This is a genomic window from Streptomyces sp. NPDC014864 (assembly GCF_043081525.1).
Classification (GTDB): domain Bacteria; phylum Actinomycetota; class Actinomycetes; order Streptomycetales; family Streptomycetaceae; genus Streptomyces.
Genome location: NZ_JBIBWT010000012.1, coordinates 42,898 through 60,905 on the forward strand (window position 1 = coordinate 42,898; position 18,008 = coordinate 60,905).

Here is an 18,008-nt window from a genome sequence, read left to right on the forward strand (position 1 = left end):
ACATTGATCCACATGGAGCTGCTTCCCAACTCCCGCACCGAGCCCGACGGTTCCGCCGTCGTCCGCGTCCTGAGCTACAACATCCGCTCGATGCGCGACGACACGGGCGCCCTCGCCCGGGTGATCGGCGCCTGCGCGCCCGATCTCGTCCTGGTCCAGGAGGCGCCCCGGTTCTTCCGCTGGCGCAAGAAGCTGGCCCGGCTGGCCGCCGCGTCCGGCCTGGTGATCCTCTCCGGCGGGGCCCCCGCCGCCGGGCCCGCCCTGCTGTGCGGGCTGCGGGCCACCGTGGAGCGGACCGAGGACGTGCTGCTGCCGCTCACCCCGGGCGAGCACCGGCGCGGTCTCGCGACGGCGGTGGTCCGGTTCGGCGGCGCCCGGCTGGGCGTCCTGAGCTGTCATCTCTCGCTCCGGCCGGACGAGCGGTACGAGCAGGGCGGGATGCTCCTGGACCGGCTGGCGGGGATGGGCGTGGAGCACGCGATCGCGGGCGGCGACCTCAACGAGCGGCCGGACGGGCCGACGTTCCGGCGTCTCGCGGACGGCCTCCAGGACGGCTGGGCCACCAAACCCTGGGGCGGCGAGCACACCTGGACGCCCGCCGACCCCTACCAGCGGATCGACGCCGTCTTCGCCACCCGCGGCGTCGAGGTGCTCGGCTGCGGGGTGCCGCACGGTCACCCCGGTGTGAGCGAGGCGGACCTGAGGGCCGCGACGGACCACCTCCCGGTCCTGGCCGCCCTCCGGATCCCGGCCGCCTGACGGCGCGCGGCCCCGAGGGGCACGGCGGCGGCCGTCAGACCACCGCCCCGCGCCCCGGATTGTCGTCGTCCTCGTCGTCCGGCTTCATCCGCATCACCAGCGTCGCGAACCCGCCGAGGAAGCCGCCGATGCCGAGGGTGGCCAGCCACCATGTCATGTCCCAGCCGAACAGCACCGCCAGCAGCAGCAGTACCGGCCCGCCGATCACCGCCAGCCACGCGAACTTCGCGGTGACGTCGGCGGCGGGCAGCGGCGGCGGCTCCGGCGGTACGAAGTGGCCCTCGTCGTCCTCGTCGCCGGACGGCTCGCGCGGGGTGTAGTCGCGCGGACCGACCCCGGGCGCGAAGGAGACGGAGTTGCCCAGCGACCCGCCGGGCGCCGGCGTCTCCCGCTCGGGCCGCCGCCGCTCCTCCGCGGACCTCGGCCGCTCCTCGCCGGGCTCGTCGTCGTTCGTCCCGAACGGGGGCAGCGCGAGGTCCTCGACCGGCTTGAACGGCTTCGCGCCCGGCGGGTCCGGCGGCTCCTCGCCGTACCCCGCGACGATCGCAGCCCAGGCGGCGGCCTCGTCGAGCGGGACGCCCCTCTCGTCCGGCTCGCGGCCCTCGCGGTCGGAGTCGTGCTCAGCCACCGGCGGTCGTCCCTTCCTTGCCGACACTGGGTGCGAGCCGGCCGACGAAGGCGAGGCTCTCCTCGAAGATCCGGTCCGCGTCGTAATCCAACGTCGCCACGTGGTAGCTGTGTTCCAGCAGGATCTCCGTCACGTCCGTGGAGGAGACCCGGCCCAGCACGCGGGCCGAGTCGGCCGGCGGCACCACATGGTCCTGCGGGCTGCGCAGCAGCAGCAGCGGCTGGGTGACCTGCGGAAGCTCGCGGTCGACCAGCCGGAAGAAGGTCCGGAGCGAGTGCGCGGCGTGCAGCGGCACCCGGTCGTACCCCAGTTCCGCGCTGCCGGGCAGGGCGATGTCGCTCGCGATCCCCTTCGTCGTACGGACCAGGTGGCGGGCGACCGGAAGGGCGTACGCGGACAGGCCGTGCACCTTGTTGGCCGGGTTGACGACCACCACGCCGCCGACCGCGTCCCCGTGCCGGGCGGCCAGCCGCAGCGCCAGGGCGCCGCCCATGGACAGACCGGCCACGAACACCCGCGCGCAGCGCTCGCGCAGGCCGTACAGCGCGCGGTCCACCTCCGCGTACCAGTCCTGCCAGCCGGTGAGCTGGAGGTCCTCCCAGCGCGTGCCGTGGCCGGGCAGCAGCGGCAGCGACACCGTCAGGCCGCGCTCGGCCAGGTACTCGGCCCAGGGCCGCAGCGACTGCGGGGAGCCGGTGAAGCCGTGACAGAGAAGGACGCCTACCTCCCCGCCCTCGTGGCGGAACGGCTCGGCTCCCGGGAGGACCGGCACGTCGGTCTCCTGTTCGTGGTGTGGTCGGGGCACGTCGACCGCTGGCACGTCGTCGAGTGCAGGTACTTCACCGTACGCGACGGCACCGACACCGACCAGGGTCGTCGGTCCGTTCGACAGCACTTGGGGTTATGGTCTGATCGACACACACAGGAGGACCAGGTTGTTGTACGGCACGATGAAGGTGGCCATCGGGGGCCCGCTGAAGGTCGCCTTCAGGCCCTGGGTGGAGGGCCTGGAGAACATTCCGGCCGAGGGCCCCGCCATACTGGCGAGCAATCACCTGTCCTTCTCGGACTCGTTCTTCCTGCCCACGATGCTCCAGCGCAAGGTCACCTTCATCGCGAAGGCCGAGTACTTCACCACGCCCGGTGTGAAGGGCCGGCTCACCGCCGCCTTCTTCAAGGGCGTCGGCCAGCTTCCGGTGGACCGCTCGGGCGCCCGCGGCGCCGGCGAGGCGGCGATCAAGAGCGGCATCGAGGTGCTGGAGCGCGGCGAGCTGTTCGGCATCTACCCGGAGGGCACCCGCTCACCGGACGGCCGCCTCTACCGCGGCAAGCCGGGCGGCCTCGCGCGCGTGGCGCTGGCCACCGGTGCGCCCGTCATCCCGGTGGCCATGATCGACACGGAGAAGATCCAGCCGCCCGGCAAGATCCTCCCGAAGCTGATGCGCCCGGGCATCCGCATCGGCAAGCCGCTGGACTTCCGCCGCTACCAGGGCATGGAGCACGACCGGTTCGTGCTGCGCGCGGTGACCGACGAGGTCATGTACGAGATCATGAAGCTCTCCGGCCAGGAGTACGTCGACATGTACGCGACCGCCGCCAAGCGGCAGATCGCGGAGGCGGCCAAGGCCGAGAAGGAGGCGGAGAAGGCGGCGAGGTCCGCGCTCGCGCAGGCCGAGAAGGAGCAGGCGGAGAAGGAGAAGAACGCCGCGAAGGGCGACCGCGCGGAGTAGAACCCGTCCTGGGAGCGGGTGGGACCGGCGCCGGGGGCGGACAGCCGGACGAGGGGGGACATGGCCAGGCGCGAACAAGTCATGAGGATGTCGGTCGAGCAGCCGCTGTGGCGTGCGCTCTGCGCCTACCGGGTGCTCACGATGCTCTACGCGGTCGGCCTGTTCGCCACCGCCTACGGCCGTTTCCCCCGCCCTGGCGTGGCCATCGGGTACTACGGCGTCCTGTTCGTGTGGACCCTGGCCACCCTGCCGAAGGTGGCGAACGCGGCCAGCTGCACCAAGCGCTTCCTGGCCGCCGACCTCACCCTCGCGCTCACCGGCATCCTGCTCACGCTCGTCGCCGACGCGCCCGAGCGGGTCGCGGACGGCGGCCCGACGCTGCCGTCGATATGGACGGCGGGGTCCGTCCTGGCCTTCGCCCTCAGGGGCGGCTGGCGCTGGGCCGCCTTCGCCTCCACCGCGGTCGCCCTGGTCAACCTGGCCGAACGCGGCACCCCGGCCCGCGACACCGTGCACAACGTGATCCTGGTCTGGGTCGCCGCCATCGCCATCGGCTACGTCGTCGAGGTCGCCCGCGCCTCCGAGCGCACCCTCGCCCGCGCCCTGGAGATCGAGGCCGCCACCCGCGAACGGGAGCGGCTCGCCCGGGACATCCACGACGGCGTCCTGCAGGTCCTGGCCATGGTGCAGCGGCGCGGCGCGGTGGTCGGCGGCGAGGCGGCGGAGCTGGGCCGGCTCGCGGGCGAGCAGGAGGTGGCGCTGCGCACCCTGGTCTCCGGCGGGCTCGTCCCCGTCTCCCGGGTGTCGCGGGACGCGGCCGAGGGCGCCGTCGTGCACGTCGTGGAGGACGGCCCGGACGACGGCGCGGCGGCCGGTCCCGTCGATCTGCGCTCCCTGCTCGCCCCGTACGCCGGTGCGCGGGTCGCGCTCGCCGAACCGGGCGCCCCGGTGCTCCTGCCGCCCGCCGCCGCCCGTGAGGTGGCCGCGGCCGTCGGCGCCGCGCTGGACAACGTCCGGCGGCACGCGGGCCGGGACGCCCGGGCGTGGATCCTGCTGGAGGACGAGCCGGAGTCGGTGACCGTGACGGTGCGCGACGACGGGCCCGGCATCCCCGCGGGACGGCTCGCCGAGGCCGAGGGCGAGGGACGGCTCGGCGTGGCCCAGTCGATCCGCGGCCGGCTGCGCGACCTCGGCGGGACGGCCGAGCTGATCTCGGTCCCGGGCCAGGGCACGGAGGTCGAACTGACCGTCCCCAAGGGCGGCGACGGGGGTGGTGGCGCCGGGAGGCGCCGGCCCGGGCGCGGGGGCGGGATCACGGACGGACCACGGGGGAAGGCGGAGCGGCGATGAGCGAGGAGCGGGGCACGATCAGGGTCATGGTGGTCGACGACCACCCCATGTGGCGGGACGCCGTCGCCCGCGACCTGGCCGAGGCCGGCTTCGAGGTGGTCGCCACCGCGGGCGACGGCGAGCAGGCCGTACGGCGGGCCATGGCGGCCGCGCCGGACGTCCTGGTCCTGGACCTCAACCTGCCCGCGAAGCCCGGCGTCCAGGTCTGCAAGGAACTCGTCGCCGCCGACCCGGCGCTGCGCGTGCTGGTGCTGTCCGCCAGCGGCGAGCACGCCGACGTCCTGGAGGCGGTGAAGTCCGGCGCGACGGGCTATCTGCTCAAGTCCGCCTCCACGGAGGAACTGCTGGACGCGGTGGGCCGCACGGCCGTCGGCGACCCGGTGTTCACCCCGGGCCTGGCCGGTCTGGTGCTCGGCGAGTACCGCCGCCTCGCCTCCGAGCCGGCGCCCACATCGGACGCGGACGAGCCCAAGGCCCCCCGGCTCACCGAGCGCGAGACCGAGGTCCTGCGCCTGGTGGCCAAGGGCCTGAGCTACAAGCAGATCGCCGAGCGCCTGGTCATCTCGCACCGCACGGTGCAGAACCACGTCCAGAACACCCTCGGCAAGCTCCAGTTGCACAACCGCGTGGAGCTGGTCCGGTACGCCATCGAGCGCGGACTCGACGGGGAGTAAACCCGCGTACGCGGCGAGCTCACCCTTTCGGGTGGATTTGCTGGAATCAACTACCGGACATTTCACTGGAATTGACCCTCCCGCCCCTGCGGAAGTGACGTGCGTCACCATTAACGTGACCCGCATCAGGCAACCGAGGCGAAGGGACATTTCCATGCGGGTCGGAGTACTGACCGGAGGCGGCGACTGCCCCGGGCTCAACGCCGTCATCCGGGGCGTCGTCCGCAAGGGCGTGCAGGAGTACGGTTACGACTTCGTCGGCTTCCGGGACGGCTGGCGGGGCCCCCTCGAAGGCGACACGGTCCCTCTCGACATCTCCGCGGTGCGCGGCATCCTGCCCCGCGGCGGCACCATCCTCGGCTCCTCGCGCACCAATCCGCTCAAGCAGGAGAACGGCATCCGGCGGATCAAGGAGAACCTCGCCAAGCAGGAGGTCGAGGCGCTCATCACGATCGGCGGCGAGGACACCCTCGGCGTGGCCGCGCGGCTCTCCGGGGAGTACGGCGTGCCCTGCGTCGGTGTGCCGAAGACCATCGACAACGACCTGTCGGCCACCGACTACACCTTCGGCTTCGACACCGCGGTCGGCATCGCCACCGAGGCGATCGACCGGCTGCACACCACCGCCGAGTCCCACATGCGGGTCCTGGTCTGCGAGGTGATGGGCCGTCACGCCGGCTGGATCGCCCTGCACTCCGGTCTCGCGGGCGGCGCGAACGTCATCCTCATCCCCGAGCAGCGCTTCGACCTGGACCAGGTGTGCGCCTGGATCACCTCCCGGTTCACGTCGTCGTACGCCCCGATCGTGGTCGTCGCCGAGGGCGCCATGCCGAAGGACGGCCACATGGTGCTCAAGGACGAGTCGCTGGACTCCTTCGGGCACGTCCGGCTGTCCGGCGTCGGCGAGTGGCTGGCCAAGGAGATCGAGAAGCGCACCGGCAAGGAGGCCCGCACCACCGTGCTCGGGCACATCCAGCGCGGCGGCACGCCCAGCGCCTTCGACCGCTGGCTCGCCACCCGGTTCGGGCTGCACGCCGTGGACTGCGTCCACGACGGCGACTTCGGCAAGATGGTCGCCCTGCGCGGCACCGACATCGTCCGTGTCCCGATCGGGGAGGCCACAGCCCGGCTGAAGACGGTCGACCCGAAGCTCTACGCCGAGATCGGCGTCTTCTTCGGCTGACCCGTCCGGGCCGTCCGGCGCACCGGGGGCGGGTGGCACGTATATTCGCCGGTACCAGACAGTTCCGGCGCCAACCCCGGGAGGGGACCCGTGGAGATCCTGGCCTTCGGCGTGCAGGCCGACGAGAAGCCCCTGATCGAGCAGGCCTTCCGGGACCACCACGAGGTCCGCTGCCTGGACGTCTTCCTCAACCAGGACACCGCCCCCATCGCCGCCGGCTCCGAGGTCGTCTCCAGCAGCGTCAACGCCGACCTCGGTCCGCGCACGCTGGAGATCCTGGCGGCCGGCGGGACCCGGATGATCGCCCAGCGCTCCACCGGCTTCAACAACATCGACCTCCGGATGGCCGAGCGGCTCGGCATGACGGTCGCCCGGGTGTCGTACTACTCGCCCTACTCGGTCGCCGAGTTCGCCTGGGCCCTGGCCCTCGCGGTCAACCGGCGCATCGTGCGCGCCTCCATCCGCACCCGCGACTTCGACTTCCGGCTCGACGGGCTCATGGGCCGCGACCTGCACGGCCGTACCGCCGGCGTGCTCGGCACCGGAAAGATCGGCGAGGCGTTCGCCCGGATCGCCCACGGCTTCGGCATGCGGCTGCTCGGCTGGGACGTCGCCGAGAACCCGGCCTGCATGGAGCTGGGCATGAAGTACGTCTCCCGGGACCAGCTGCTGGCCGAGTCCGACCTGGTCAGCCTGCACGTCCCGCTGATGCCGGAGACGCACAACCTCATCGACGCCGGCGCCCTGAAGACGATGAAGGACGACGCGATCCTGGTGAACTCCAGCCGCGGCGGCCTGATCGACACCACGGCCCTCGTCGCCGAACTGCGCGAGGGCCGTTTCACCGGCGTCGGCCTCGACGTCTACGAGGCGGAGGCGGGCCTGTTCTACCTCGACAAGTCGCTGCACGCCATCGAGGACGACGTGCTGGCCCGCCTGGTCACCTTCCCCAACGTGCTGGTCACCTCCCACCAGGCGTACTACACCGAGGACGCGCTCCGGCAGATCGTCGACACCACGGTGAAGAACGTCCTCGACTACAAGGCGGGCCGCCGCTCGGAGAACGTCCTGGTGCCGCGCGCCTGAGCGACCGCCTCCCGCACGATCGCGGCGCCATTCAGCGTCAGCACCGACTCCGGGTGGAACTGCAGGCCCGCGAAGCCGGGCCCGCGCAGCGCGTGCACCTCGCCGTTGCCCGCGCGACCGACCTCCACGGCGTGCGCGGCCAGCTCCGCCGCCGCCTCGTCGTCGCAGCGCGCCACGAAGCTGTTGTAGAAGCCGACGGTCTCCTCCCGGCCGAACAGGTCGATCGTCGTCTGCGCGCCCTGGTACGGCACCTCCTTGCGGACGATGTCCAGCCCCAGTTCGGCCGCGATCAGCTCGTGCCCGAGACAGACGCCGAGCACCCCGTGCCGGTGCCCCGCGAGGACCTCGGCGGTCAGCGCGCGCAGGAGGCGCATCTTCGGGTCGGCGGCGTCCCTGGGGTCGCCGGGGCCGGGACCGAGGACGACCGGGCCCTCGTGCGCGCGCACGGCGTCCCGCAGCCCCGGCGCGTCGTAGCGGTGGACGGTGACGGTCAGACCGGAGGAGCGCAGCACGTGCGCGAGCATCGCCGTGAAGGTGTCCTCGCCGTCCACGACCAGGGCGTGCCCGCCGGGCTCCGCGGGCCGCTCCTGCATCCGCAGCCAGAACGGCGCCAGCGAGGCCCGGCGCCCGTCCAGCGCCGCCCGCACCCGCGGATCGTCGGCGAGCCGGGGCAGCGCCCGTTCCGCGCCCGGCCGGCCGGCCCGCACGCCCAGCGCCGCCAGCACTCCCGCCGCCTTGGCGTGCGTCTCGGCGACCTCGCCCGCCGGGTCGGAGCCGCGCACCAGCGTGGCACCGACCGGGACCCGCAGCCGGCCGGCCGCGTCGATGTCGGCGGTGCGGATGAGGATGGGGGAGTCGAGGGTCTGGACCCCGGCGGCGTCCCGGCCCAGCAGCGCGAGCGCCCCGGCGTAGTAGCCGCGCCCGCCCACCTCGTGGCGCTCGATGACCCGGCAGGCGTTCTGCACCGGTGAGCCGGTCACCGTGGCGGCGAACAGGGTCTCCCGAAGCACCTCGCGCGCGTCCAGCGACGAACGTCCGCGCAGCTCGTACTCGGTGTGCGCGAGATGCGCCATCTCCTTCAGCCGCGGGCCGACGACGACCCCGCCCATGTCGCCGACGGTGCACATCATCTTGAGCTCCTCGTCGACGACCATCGACAGCTCCTCGATCTCCTTGCCGTCGGCGAGGAAGCCGAGCAGGTGCTCGGGCGTCGGCCCGTCCGCCGGATAGCGGTACGTCCCGCTGATCGGGTTCATGACCACGGTCCCGCCGGACATGCGGACGTGCACCTCGGGGCTGGCCCCGACGAGGGTGCGCTCCCCGGTGTGCACCACGAACGTCCAGTACGCGCCGCGCTCGCCCTCCAGCAGCCGCCGGAACAGCGCGAGGGCGTCCACGCGGGAGAACCCCCGGATCTCCCCCTGGTAGGTCCTCCGGATCACGAAGTTGGCGCCCTCGCCCGCGCCGATCTCCTCGCGCAGCACCCGCCCCACGATCCCGGCGTACTCCTCGTCGGCGACGTCGAAGGCGCCGCCCTCGACCGGCACCTCGTGCGCCGGCAGCCGGTCCAGCGCCTCGGCGAGCGGGATCTCGTACCGCTCCTCGGGCGTCAGCACCGCCAGCGGGGTGCCGTCGTCGCGGACGTCGAAGCCGCGCTCGCGGATCTGCCGGAAGGGGACGAGGGCGAGGCACTCGTCGGGCAGGCCGGCGAGGCGGTCGCAGGTGGTGACGGGGCCGCGCAGCACCTCGACCACGTCGTGGTCGCGGCCGGGGGTGCGGCGGCGCAGCAGGGCGAACGGGCGGTCGTCGTACGGCAGATGCGCCAGGTCCATGGGTTCCTCTTCCGTCGGTGGGCACCGAGGTCGGTGATCGCTGTCGTGATCGGGAGGAACGGCCGGTCGCGGAGAACGCCGAAGGCCGCCCCTCGGGCGGCCTTCGCGAAGTGTGGTCGACGCGCAGTCAGTGGGCCGCCGGACGAGCGGTCCACCACCAGTTCTGGTTACGGGTCGAATGCGCGAACATGCGCCGCACTTTACCCCACCCGGTGTCGCCCATACGCATCACTGCCGGTTTCCGGCGGGTTCGCCGCGTGGAAGGAGGGCGTCCGTCACGGCGCGCGGATCCCCACCCCGGTTTTCCCGCGGCACACCCCGACGGAGGAGAGCACCTTGTCCGCACCACGATCACCACGGACCCCCGCCCGGAACGGACGCCGCGCCCCGCGCGCCCTCGCCACGCTCGCGGCCGTGACCGCCTGCGCGGTCCTCGGCGCCGCCGGGCCCGCCGCCCGGGCGACGACGGACGACACCCGGACCGTCACCTACCGCGGTCACACGTTCTCCGTCCCCGCCGCCTGGCCGGTCATCGACCTCGCCGAGCACCCGACCGCCTGCGTCCGCTTCGACCGGCACGCGGTCTACCTCGGCACGCCGGGCGAGCGGCAGGACTGCCCCGCGCGCGCCGTGGGCCGCACCGAGTCCCTCTGGGTGCAGCCCGCGGCCGCCGGGACGAAGAGCGCCGTCACCGAGAACCGCACGGCCCGCGTCTACCGGGCGACCGCCGACCAGATCGCCGTCACGGCTCCCTACGGCGGCGACCGCGAGACCATCCGGAGGGTGCTGGACAGCGCCGGGCTGCCCATCGCCGCGGCCCGCGCGGAGAAGCCGGGCGGGGTGCCGGCCGCGCTCACCGTCCCCGCCATCGCCTCCACCCATCAGGGCCGGGGCTTCGACGCCTGCACCGCCCCGAGCCAGTCGTCCATGAACGCCTGGAAGTCCGCCTCGCCCTACGGGGCGGTCGGCATCTACATCGGCGGCGTCAACCGGGCCTGCGGCCAGGCGCGGCTGACCGCCCCGTGGGTGCAGGCCCAGTACACGAAGGGCTGGCGTTTCTTCCCGCTCTACGTCGGCCTCCAGTCGGCCGCCAGCAGTTGCGGGGACGCCTGCGCCCCCATCACCGACCCGGTCCCGCAGGGCCGGGAGGCCGCCGAGGACGCGGTCGCCCAGGCCTCCGCACTCGGGCTCGGCCAGGGCACCGTGATCTACAACGACCTGGAGCAGTACGACCGCGGCGGATCCGCCACCGCCCAGGTGCTCGGCTACCTGGAGGCGTGGACCAAGCGCCTGCACGAGCTGGGCTACCGGTCAGGCGCCTACGGCAGCGTCTCCTCACTGGTCGCCGACCTGGTCGCGAACGCGAAGAAGACCACCCTGCCCGACGTCATCCACTTCGCCCGCTGGAACGGCGACAGCGGCACCGACGACCCCGCCCTGCCGGCCACCCTGTGGGCCGACCACCAGCGCATCCACCAGTACGCGGGCAACCGCAAGGAGACCTACGGCGGCGTGACGATCAACATCGACCGCAACCAGCTGGACGTCGGCGCCGGTCCCTCCTGACCCGTCGGGCCCTCTCGACCCGCCCGTCCCTCCTGACCCCTGCCGTGCCGTCCACGCCTGTGCACCATCTGTCTCAATTGATGAGCAGATGAAGGGACCCGCGACACGACCACGTAATGTTTACGAGGTGACCGTGAACGCTAAGTCCAGCGCGAGCGCTGGCAACACCTGGCGAAACCTGCCCGCGGCGCAGCAGCCCGAGTACCCCGACGCCGAGGCTCTGCGCGCAGTGATCGCGGACCTCGAGTCGTATCCGCCGCTCGTCTTCGCGGGCGAGTGCGACCAGCTGCGCGCCCGGTTGGCGGCCGTCGCCAAGGGAGAGGCGTTCCTCCTCCAGGGCGGCGACTGCGCCGAGGCCTTCGACGCGGTGTCCGCCGATCACATCCGCAACAAGCTCAAGACGCTGCTCCAGATGGGCGCCGTCCTGACGTACGCCGCCTCGGTGCCGGTGGTGAAGGTCGGCCGCATCGCCGGCCAGTACTCCAAGCCGCGCTCCAAGCCGACGGAGACCCGCGACGGAGTGACCCTGCCGACCTACCGGGGCGACTCGGTCAACGGCTTCGAGTTCACCGAGGAGGCCCGCCTCCCCGACCCGGAGCGGCTGAAGCGGATGTACCACGCCTCGGCCTCCACGCTGAACCTGGTACGCGCCTTCACCACCGGCGGCTACGCCGACCTGCGCCAGGTGCACGCCTGGAACCAGGACTTCGTGCGCTCCTCCCCGTCCGGCCAGCGCTACGAGCAGCTCGCGCGGGAGATCGACAACGCGCTGAACTTCATGCACGCCTGCGGGGCGGACCCGGAGGAGTTCAAGACCGTCGAGTTCTTCTCCTCGCACGAGGCGCTGCTGCTCGACTACGAGTCGGCGCTCACCCGGGTCGACTCGCGCACCGGGCAGCTGTACGACGTCTCCGCGCACATGGTGTGGATCGGTGAGCGCACCCGGCAGCTGGATCACGCGCACGTCGAGTTCGCCTCGAAGATCCGCAACCCGATCGGCATCAAGCTCGGTCCGACGACGACGCCCGAGGAGGCCCTGGCCTACGTCGAGCGCCTCGACCCCGAGCGTGAGCCGGGCCGGCTGACCTTCGTCGTCCGGATGGGCGCCGACAAGGTCCGCGACAAGCTCCCCGAGCTGGTCGAGAAGGTCACGGCGTCCGACGCCACGGTGGCGTGGGTGACGGACCCGATGCACGGCAACACCTTCGAGGCGGCCTCCGGCCACAAGACCCGCCGTTTCGACGACGTGCTCGACGAGGTCAAGGGCTTCTTCGAGGTGCACAAGGCGCTGGGCACCCACCCGGGCGGCATCCACGTGGAGCTGACCGGCGACGACGTCACCGAGTGCGTGGGCGGCGGCGACGAGATCTTCGTCGACGACCTGCACCAGCGTTACGAGACGGCCTGCGACCCGCGGCTCAACCGCAGCCAGTCGCTGGACCTGGCGTTCCTGGTCGCCGAGATGTACCGGGACCAGTGAGCCGGCCGCCCGGCGCGGGCGGGTGAGTGGGGCGCGGATCACACCCGATTCGCGCCCCTCGCCACTTTCGCGGGTTCTGGGTGCCGGGTAAGGTTAGGTTTGCCTCACCCGAGGACGGGTCACCCGGTCCCTCCGGATGCGGCAGGACCAGATGATCCCCCGGCAGGAGGTGGACCGCGTGTACGTCTGCAGTTGCTTCGGCATCACCGACCAGCAGGTGAAGCGGCACGCGGAGAACGGCGCCTGCACCCCCCGCCAGATCGCCTCCGCCTGCAAGGCCGGGACCGACTGCGGCGGATGTGTGCGCCGTATCCAGGCTCTGCTCGGCCGCGGCGCCGGCCCGCGCCGCGAGCCGGCCGGCGAGGCACTCCCGGCGCTCGCCCGGCTCGCCCCGGGGGCGACGCCCGCGACGGCTCCGGTGGAGCTCGGCGACGCCGCCTGAGGGACCGGCCCTAGCGGGTCGAGAAGCCTGAGGTGCCCGGGCCCGACGCGTCGGGCTGGCTCTGCTCGACGACCGTCGCCAGGTAGAGCGCCTCGCCCAGCTTGTCGACGAGGTCCAGCTGGGTGTCCAGGTAGTCGATGTGGTGCTCCTCGTCGGCCAGGATCGCCTCGAAGATGTTCGCCGACGTGATGTCGCCCTTGTTGCGCATCACCTCGACGCCCCGGCGCAGCCGGTCGATCGCCTCGACCTCGATCTGCCGGTCGGCCCGGAACATCTCGGTCACCGTCTGCCCGACCTGGATGTGGGAGAGCCGCTGGTAGTTGGGCAGGCCGTCCAGGAGCAGGATGCGGTCGGTCAGCACCTCGGCGTGCCGCATCTCCTCGAAGGACTCGTCCCGGGTGTACCTCGCGAGTTTCGTCCACCCCTTGTGGTCCTGCAGCTTGGAGTGCAGGAAGTACTGGTTGATCGCGGTGAGCTCGGCGGTGAGCTGCTCGTTGAGCAGTTCGATGACCTCGGGGTCGCCCTGCATCGCGGGGGGCTCCTTCCGGACGAAACTGGGCATAGTGTGCCGAATCATGACACCGGCTCTCGGGGTGGTCCAGTAAGTGCACACTTAGTGCGAGTTGCACGGATCGGGCCGGGGCTGGTCAGGTGCACCCCCTTCCGTCTGTCAGGATGGAGTCATGGGTCAGCCGGCGGAACGCGCATCAGGAGACGCGTCTGGAGCAGCAGCGCGAACGGAGCTTCCGCCGGGGCAGCGTGTTCAGCGGGGCTGGCCGGTCACGCACTACGGGCCGGTGCCCAAGTTCCGCCCCGAGCGCTGGGAGTTCCGGGTCTTCGGGGCCACCGCCGACGGTGAGAAGCACTGCTGGACGCACGAGGAGTTCACGGCCCTGCCGTACACCAGCGTGGTGGCCGATCTGCACTGCGTCACGAAGTTCAGCATGATCGGCGCCGAATGGGGCGGCATCCCGGCCCGCGCGATCCTCGAGATCGCCCCGCCCGCGCCCGAGGTCACCCATGTGATGGTCTGGGCGGAGTACGGCTTCAGCTCCAACCTGCGGCTGTCCGACTTCGCCGCCGACCGCACCCTGTTCGCCACCCACAAGGACGGCGAACTGCTCACCGCCGAGCACGGCTTCCCGCTCCGCCTGGTCGTCCCCCACCTGTACGCCTGGAAGGGCCCGAAGTGGGTCCGCGGCGTGGAGTACATGACCGCGGACCGCCGAGGCTTCTGGGAGGAGCGCGGCTACCACAACGTCGGCGACCCCTGGAAGGAACAGCGCTACTCCTACCAGGAGGGACCGGGGGACGGCCCCGAGCTCTGAGGGCACGGAGGCGGCGACGGACCGGCGGTCCCGTCCGGGCGGTCAGCCGTCCCTGAGCTTCTTCAGCCGTTCCACGTCCGCCGCGTGACCCGCCCTGCCGCCCGGCGTCTCGATGACCAGCGGTACGCCCTCGGTGGCCGGGTGGGTCATCAGGGCGCGGAAGGGGTCCTCGCCGATGTGACCGGCGCCGATGTTCTCGTGCCGGTCCTTGTGCGCGCCTGCCACGTCCTTGGAGTCGTTCGCGTGGATCAGCCGCAGCCGGCCCTCGCCCACCGTGTCCACCAGCAGGTCCAGCGTCCCGTGCATACCGCTCGGGCCGGTCAGGTCGTGCCCGGCGGCGAAGATGTGGCAGGTGTCCAGGCACACGCCCAGCTTCGGATGCGCGTCCAGCGCCTCGAAGTACGGCCCGAAGTCCCAGGTGCGCGAGCAGAGTGAGGCGCCCTGTCCCGCGGTCGACTCCAGCAGCAGGTACGGGTCGTCGTCGTGGGTGAGCTCGTCCAGCAGCGGCAGCATCCGCTCCCGCACCTGCCGCAGCGCCACCGCCCGGTCCCGGCCGCCGGTCGCGCTGCCGGTGTGCACCACCACGCCCAGCGCGCCGATCTCCCGCCCGCGCCGCAGCGAGTGCCGCAGCGAGGCCACCGACAGCTCCACGGTGGCCTCGGTGTGCGAGCCGAAGTTGATCAGGTAGGGGGCGTGCACGTACGCCGGGATCGACTCCTCCGCGCAGGCGGCCCGGAACGCCTCGTCCTGCCGCGGACTGCCCGTCGGCGTGGCCCAGCCGCGCGGGTTGGCGACGAAGACCTGCACGGCCTCGGCCTTCAGCTCGCGGGCGTAGGACAGGCCCACGGAGTGCAGTCCGCCGGCGACGGGGACGTGCGCGCCGACGGGGTTGCGGGAGGGACGGGGGAGGGCGCGGGACTGCTGACTGCTCACCCGTTCAGGGTGTCATGCGCCCGGCGGCCCCCGGCCCCCGGCCACCGCCTCCCCGGCCACCGTGTCCCCGGCCACCGCGTCCCGGGCCACCGCGTCCCCAGCCACCGTGTCACGGACGGCTCCCGGAGGCGCCTCACGCGCCTGGCGTGCCTCGGTGCCCCACGCGTCTCACCGGATGGTGATCGTGATCGTCGACCCCTTGGGCGCCCGGTCGCCGCCCGCCACGGACTGCTTCTTGACGGTGTCGCCGAACAGCCCGAGCAGACCGCGGTCCTCCTCGACCTTGAAGCCGGCGCCCTCCAGCGCCTTCTTCGCCTGGTCCACGCTGTCGCCGGTCACGTCCGGCACCTCGACCATCTCCGGGCCCTTGGACACGGTCAGCGTGACCGTGTCGCCCTCGGCGGCCTGTCCGCCACCGCCCGGGGTCTGCCGGGCGACCTGTCCCCGGTCGAACTCGGAGGTGACCTGCTCCGCGGCGACCCGCACCCGCAGACCCGCGCCCGTCAGGTCGGACCTCGCCTCCTCCAGGCTCTCCCCGGTTACGTCCGGCACGTCCACCGGGGCGCCCTTGCTCACGGTGAGCGCGATCGCCGAGCCGGCCCGCCGCTCGATGCCGGCCGCCGGCTCCGTGGCGACCACGAAGCCCTGGGGGAAGTCCTCGCTGAACGTCCGGCTCACCATGCCCGGCTCCAGCCCGGCCTCGCGCAGCGCGCTGCGCGCCTTGTCCAGCCGGTAGCCGCGCACGGAGGGCACCTTCACGGTCTCCGGTCCGTCGGAGAGGGTGAGCGAGACGGAGTCGTTGCTGCGGATACGGGCGCCGGTCTCCGGGTCCGTGCTGATGACGGTGCCGCGCTTCACGGTGTCGCTGTAGGCGTGCTTGACCTGCTTGACCTCGAGACCGGCCGCCCTGAGCCGCTCCCTGGCCTGCGCCTCGGTCTTCGCCAGCACCGGGGGGACCTTCGTGAACTGGCCGGAGTTGATGTACCAGACCCCGGCGCCGGCCCCGAGGACCAGCAGCACCACGGCGAGGACGGTCACCAGACCCCGCCGCGGGCGGCCCGTGCGCCGCGCCGGTGCGGGCGGCGCGGGAGACTCCAGCCGGCTGGTGCGGTGCAGCGCGCCGGCCTCGGCGCCCTCCTCGGAGGCCAGCGGGCGCGGCACCGTCAGCGCGCGCGGGATCACGCTCGTACGGTCCTCGGCGTTGCTGTGCTCCGCGGTGAGCGCCTGCGGCGGCACCGCGTCGAGCTGCTCCGGGCCGAGCGCGGCCCGCGTCTGCCGGACGTGCGCGAGCAGCGCGACCGCGTCGTGCGGCCGGTCGGCGGGGGTGCGGGCGGTGGCCGTCGCGACCAGCGCGTCCAGCTCGGACGGCAGCCCCGGCACCGCGGCCGACGGCGCCGGCACGTCCGCGTGCAGGTGCTGGTAGAGGATCTGCGCGGGCGTCTCGCCCTGGTGCGGGCGGCCACCGGTCAGCATCTCGTACAGGACGACCCCGCACGCGTACACGTCGACCCGGGGGTCGGCGGTGCCCTGCTCGATCTGCTCCGGCGCCAGGTAGGAGACGGTGCCGAGGACGGTGCCGGTGGTGTTGGTGACGGTGTCCACGGACCGCACCAGCCCGAAGTCGGCGACCTTGACCCGGCCGTCGTCCCCGATCAGGACGTTCTCCGGCTTCATGTCGCGGTGCACGAAGCCCGCCCGGTGCGCGGCGCCGAGCGCGGCGAGCACCGGCTCCAGGATGTCCAGCGCGGCGCGCGGCTGCAGCGCCCCGCGCCGGCGCAGCACGTCGCGCAGGGTGCAGCCCGCGACGTACTCCATGGCCAGATAGACGTACGACCCGTCGGTGCCCTGGTCGAAGACCTGCACCACGTTCGGGTGGGCGAGCCGGGCGACCGACTTGGCCTCCCGGATGAACCGCTCGACGAAACTTCCGTCGGCCGCGAGCGTCGGGTGCATCACCTTCAGCGCGAGGACGCGGTCCAGGCGGGTGTCCAGGGCCCGGTAGACCGTGGCCATCCCGCCGACCGCGATCCGCGCGTCCACGCGATAACGGGCGTCGAGCACCTGCCCGACCAATGGGTCCTGAAGGGTCGTATCCACGCAGGTGAGTCTACGAGCCGTCACCGGCGCCACGCCGCCTCGTCCGCAAGGAGGAGCGGTACTGCGACCGACCTGTGACGCTTCGCACGCCACCCCGGACACGGCCGCACCCCGCGGCGGACGCCTAGAAGGCGGGCCGCTCCGGGTCCAGCCGGGCCATGCCCTCCGTGGGGGACGACGCCTCGGCGAGGTAGCGCCGGGGGATGCGTCCCGCCAGCCGGGCCAGCCGGCCCGCCTCCACCGCGCAGCGCATCGCCTCCGCCATCCGCACCGGCTCCTGCGCCCGCGTCACCGCCGACGCCAGCATCACCCCCGCGCACCCCAGCTCCATGGCGAGCGTCACGTCCGAGGCCGTACCGGCGCCTGCGTCGAGGATCACGGGCACCCGCGCCCGCTCCACGATCAGCTGGAAGTTGTGCGGGTTGCGGATGCCGAGCCCGGACCCGATCGGCGATCCCAGCGGCATGATCGCCGCACAGCCGGCGTCCTCCAGCTTCCGCGCGAGCACCGGATCGTCGTTCGTGTACGGCAGCACCGTGAACCCGTCGTCGACCAGCGTCTCGGCGGCGTCCAGCAGTTCGATCGGGTCCGGCAGCAGCGTCCGCTCGTCGGCGATGACCTCCAGCTTGATCAGGTCGGTGCCCAGCGCCTCCCGCGCCAGCCGCGCCGTGAGCACCGCCTCACCCGCGGTGAAGCAGCCGGCGGTGTTCGGCAGCACCCGGATGCCCAGCCGGTCCAGCACCGACAGCACGGATCCGTGCACGGAGGGGTCGACCCGCCGCATCGCGACCGTGGTCAGCTCCGTGCCGGAGGCGACCAGCGCCCGCTCCAGCACCTCCAGGCTGGGCGCCCCGCCGGTGCCCATGATCAGCCGGGAGGTGAAGGACGTTCCGCCGAGGACGAGGTGGTCGTCGGCCATG

Annotated in this window: 18 protein-coding genes; 10 read left to right on the forward strand and 8 right to left on the reverse strand. The window is 72.7% G+C overall.

Features of this window, described 5'->3' with window-relative positions; translation table 11 throughout:
• The first annotated feature begins 12 nt into the window (after window positions 1–12).
• Window positions 13–759 carry an endonuclease/exonuclease/phosphatase family protein gene (locus ACF1A5_RS21975; RefSeq protein ID WP_392194540.1) on the forward strand — a complete coding sequence of 249 codons (747 nt, stop codon included), beginning with the start codon at window positions 13–15 and terminating at the stop codon, window positions 757–759.
• Window positions 760–793: 34 nt separating this feature from the next.
• On the opposite strand, the gene ACF1A5_RS21980 is transcribed toward ACF1A5_RS21975, so the two are convergent.
• Window positions 794–1,387: a hypothetical protein gene (locus tag ACF1A5_RS21980; protein ID WP_392194541.1), complete on the reverse strand. Its 594-nt coding sequence runs from the start codon at window positions 1,385–1,387 to the stop codon at window positions 794–796.
• On the reverse strand, window positions 1,380–2,159 hold the full coding sequence (locus ACF1A5_RS21985; protein WP_392194542.1) for an alpha/beta hydrolase: 780 nt from the start codon (window positions 2,157–2,159) through the stop codon (window positions 1,380–1,382). Before ACF1A5_RS21985 ends, ACF1A5_RS21980 begins: the two co-directional genes overlap by 8 nt.
• A 178-nt stretch (window positions 2,160–2,337) precedes the next feature.
• Between ACF1A5_RS21985 and ACF1A5_RS21990 the strand changes: the two genes are divergently transcribed.
• From ACF1A5_RS21990 to ACF1A5_RS22010, 5 genes are all read left to right on the forward strand, one after another.
• Window positions 2,338–3,117 (forward strand): lysophospholipid acyltransferase family protein, encoded by a 780-nt coding sequence (locus ACF1A5_RS21990; RefSeq protein WP_392194706.1) that lies wholly within the window; start codon window positions 2,338–2,340, stop codon window positions 3,115–3,117.
• A 60-nt stretch (window positions 3,118–3,177) separates the two neighbouring features.
• Complete coding sequence (gene macS, locus ACF1A5_RS21995; RefSeq protein WP_392194543.1) at window positions 3,178–4,467, forward strand: MacS family sensor histidine kinase; 1,290 nt, start codon at window positions 3,178–3,180, stop codon at window positions 4,465–4,467.
• Window positions 4,464–5,141 (forward strand): response regulator, encoded by a 678-nt coding sequence (locus ACF1A5_RS22000; RefSeq protein WP_392194544.1) that lies wholly within the window; start codon window positions 4,464–4,466, stop codon window positions 5,139–5,141. Before macS ends, ACF1A5_RS22000 begins: the two co-directional genes overlap by 4 nt.
• A 154-nt stretch (window positions 5,142–5,295) precedes the next feature.
• Window positions 5,296–6,324 (forward strand): 6-phosphofructokinase, encoded by a 1,029-nt coding sequence (locus ACF1A5_RS22005; protein ID WP_392194545.1) that lies wholly within the window; start codon window positions 5,296–5,298, stop codon window positions 6,322–6,324.
• Window positions 6,325–6,414: 90 nt separating this feature from the next.
• A complete protein-coding gene (locus ACF1A5_RS22010) occupies window positions 6,415–7,410 on the forward strand; it encodes a 2-hydroxyacid dehydrogenase (RefSeq protein WP_392194546.1) in 996 nt (331 codons plus the stop codon).
• Here ACF1A5_RS22010 and ACF1A5_RS22015 read toward each other — a convergent pair.
• Together ACF1A5_RS22015 and ACF1A5_RS22020 are read right to left on the reverse strand one after the other, a co-directional pair.
• Window positions 7,362–9,242, reverse strand: coding sequence for an anthranilate synthase family protein (locus tag ACF1A5_RS22015; protein ID WP_392194547.1), 1,881 nt, complete (start codon window positions 9,240–9,242; stop codon window positions 7,362–7,364). The genes ACF1A5_RS22010 and ACF1A5_RS22015 overlap by 49 nt on opposite strands.
• Before the next feature lie 127 nt (window positions 9,243–9,369).
• Complete coding sequence (locus tag ACF1A5_RS22020; protein ID WP_392194548.1) at window positions 9,370–9,471, reverse strand: trp operon leader peptide; 102 nt, start codon at window positions 9,469–9,471, stop codon at window positions 9,370–9,372.
• 107 nt (window positions 9,472–9,578) lie between these two features.
• Between ACF1A5_RS22020 and ACF1A5_RS22025 the strand changes: the two genes are divergently transcribed.
• From ACF1A5_RS22025 to ACF1A5_RS22035, 3 genes are all read left to right on the forward strand, one after another.
• Window positions 9,579–10,808 carry a glycoside hydrolase domain-containing protein gene (locus ACF1A5_RS22025; protein ID WP_392194549.1) on the forward strand — a complete coding sequence of 410 codons (1,230 nt, stop codon included), beginning with the start codon at window positions 9,579–9,581 and terminating at the stop codon, window positions 10,806–10,808.
• Between the two features lie 127 nt (window positions 10,809–10,935).
• Window positions 10,936–12,288, forward strand: a complete 1,353-nt coding sequence (locus ACF1A5_RS22030) for a class II 3-deoxy-7-phosphoheptulonate synthase (RefSeq protein WP_392194550.1) — start codon at window positions 10,936–10,938, stop codon at window positions 12,286–12,288.
• Between the two features lie 151 nt (window positions 12,289–12,439).
• Window positions 12,440–12,730 (forward strand): bacterioferritin-associated ferredoxin, encoded by a 291-nt coding sequence (locus ACF1A5_RS22035; protein ID WP_392194551.1) that lies wholly within the window; start codon window positions 12,440–12,442, stop codon window positions 12,728–12,730.
• A 10-nt stretch (window positions 12,731–12,740) separates the two neighbouring features.
• Here the strand turns inward: ACF1A5_RS22035 and bfr are convergent, their stop codons facing one another.
• A complete protein-coding gene (gene bfr, locus ACF1A5_RS22040; RefSeq protein WP_392194552.1) occupies window positions 12,741–13,259 on the reverse strand; it encodes a bacterioferritin in 519 nt (172 codons plus the stop codon).
• A 154-nt stretch (window positions 13,260–13,413) separates the two neighbouring features.
• Here bfr and ACF1A5_RS22045 point away from each other — a divergent pair, with 154 nt between their 5' ends.
• Complete coding sequence (locus ACF1A5_RS22045; protein ID WP_392194553.1) at window positions 13,414–14,058, forward strand: sulfite oxidase-like oxidoreductase; 645 nt, start codon at window positions 13,414–13,416, stop codon at window positions 14,056–14,058.
• A 42-nt stretch (window positions 14,059–14,100) separates the two neighbouring features.
• On the opposite strand, the gene ACF1A5_RS22050 is transcribed toward ACF1A5_RS22045, so the two are convergent.
• From ACF1A5_RS22050 to ACF1A5_RS22060, 3 genes are all read right to left on the reverse strand, one after another.
• Window positions 14,101–14,991, reverse strand: a complete 891-nt coding sequence (locus ACF1A5_RS22050) for a deoxyribonuclease IV (protein WP_392194554.1) — start codon at window positions 14,989–14,991, stop codon at window positions 14,101–14,103.
• Between the two features lie 168 nt (window positions 14,992–15,159).
• Window positions 15,160–17,088: a Stk1 family PASTA domain-containing Ser/Thr kinase gene (gene pknB, locus ACF1A5_RS22055; protein WP_392194555.1), complete on the reverse strand. Its 1,929-nt coding sequence runs from the start codon at window positions 17,086–17,088 to the stop codon at window positions 15,160–15,162.
• 124 nt (window positions 17,089–17,212) lie between these two features.
• A complete protein-coding gene (locus ACF1A5_RS22060) occupies window positions 17,213–18,007 on the reverse strand; it encodes a thiazole synthase (protein WP_392194556.1) in 795 nt (264 codons plus the stop codon).
• Window position 18,008 lies beyond the last annotated feature (1 nt).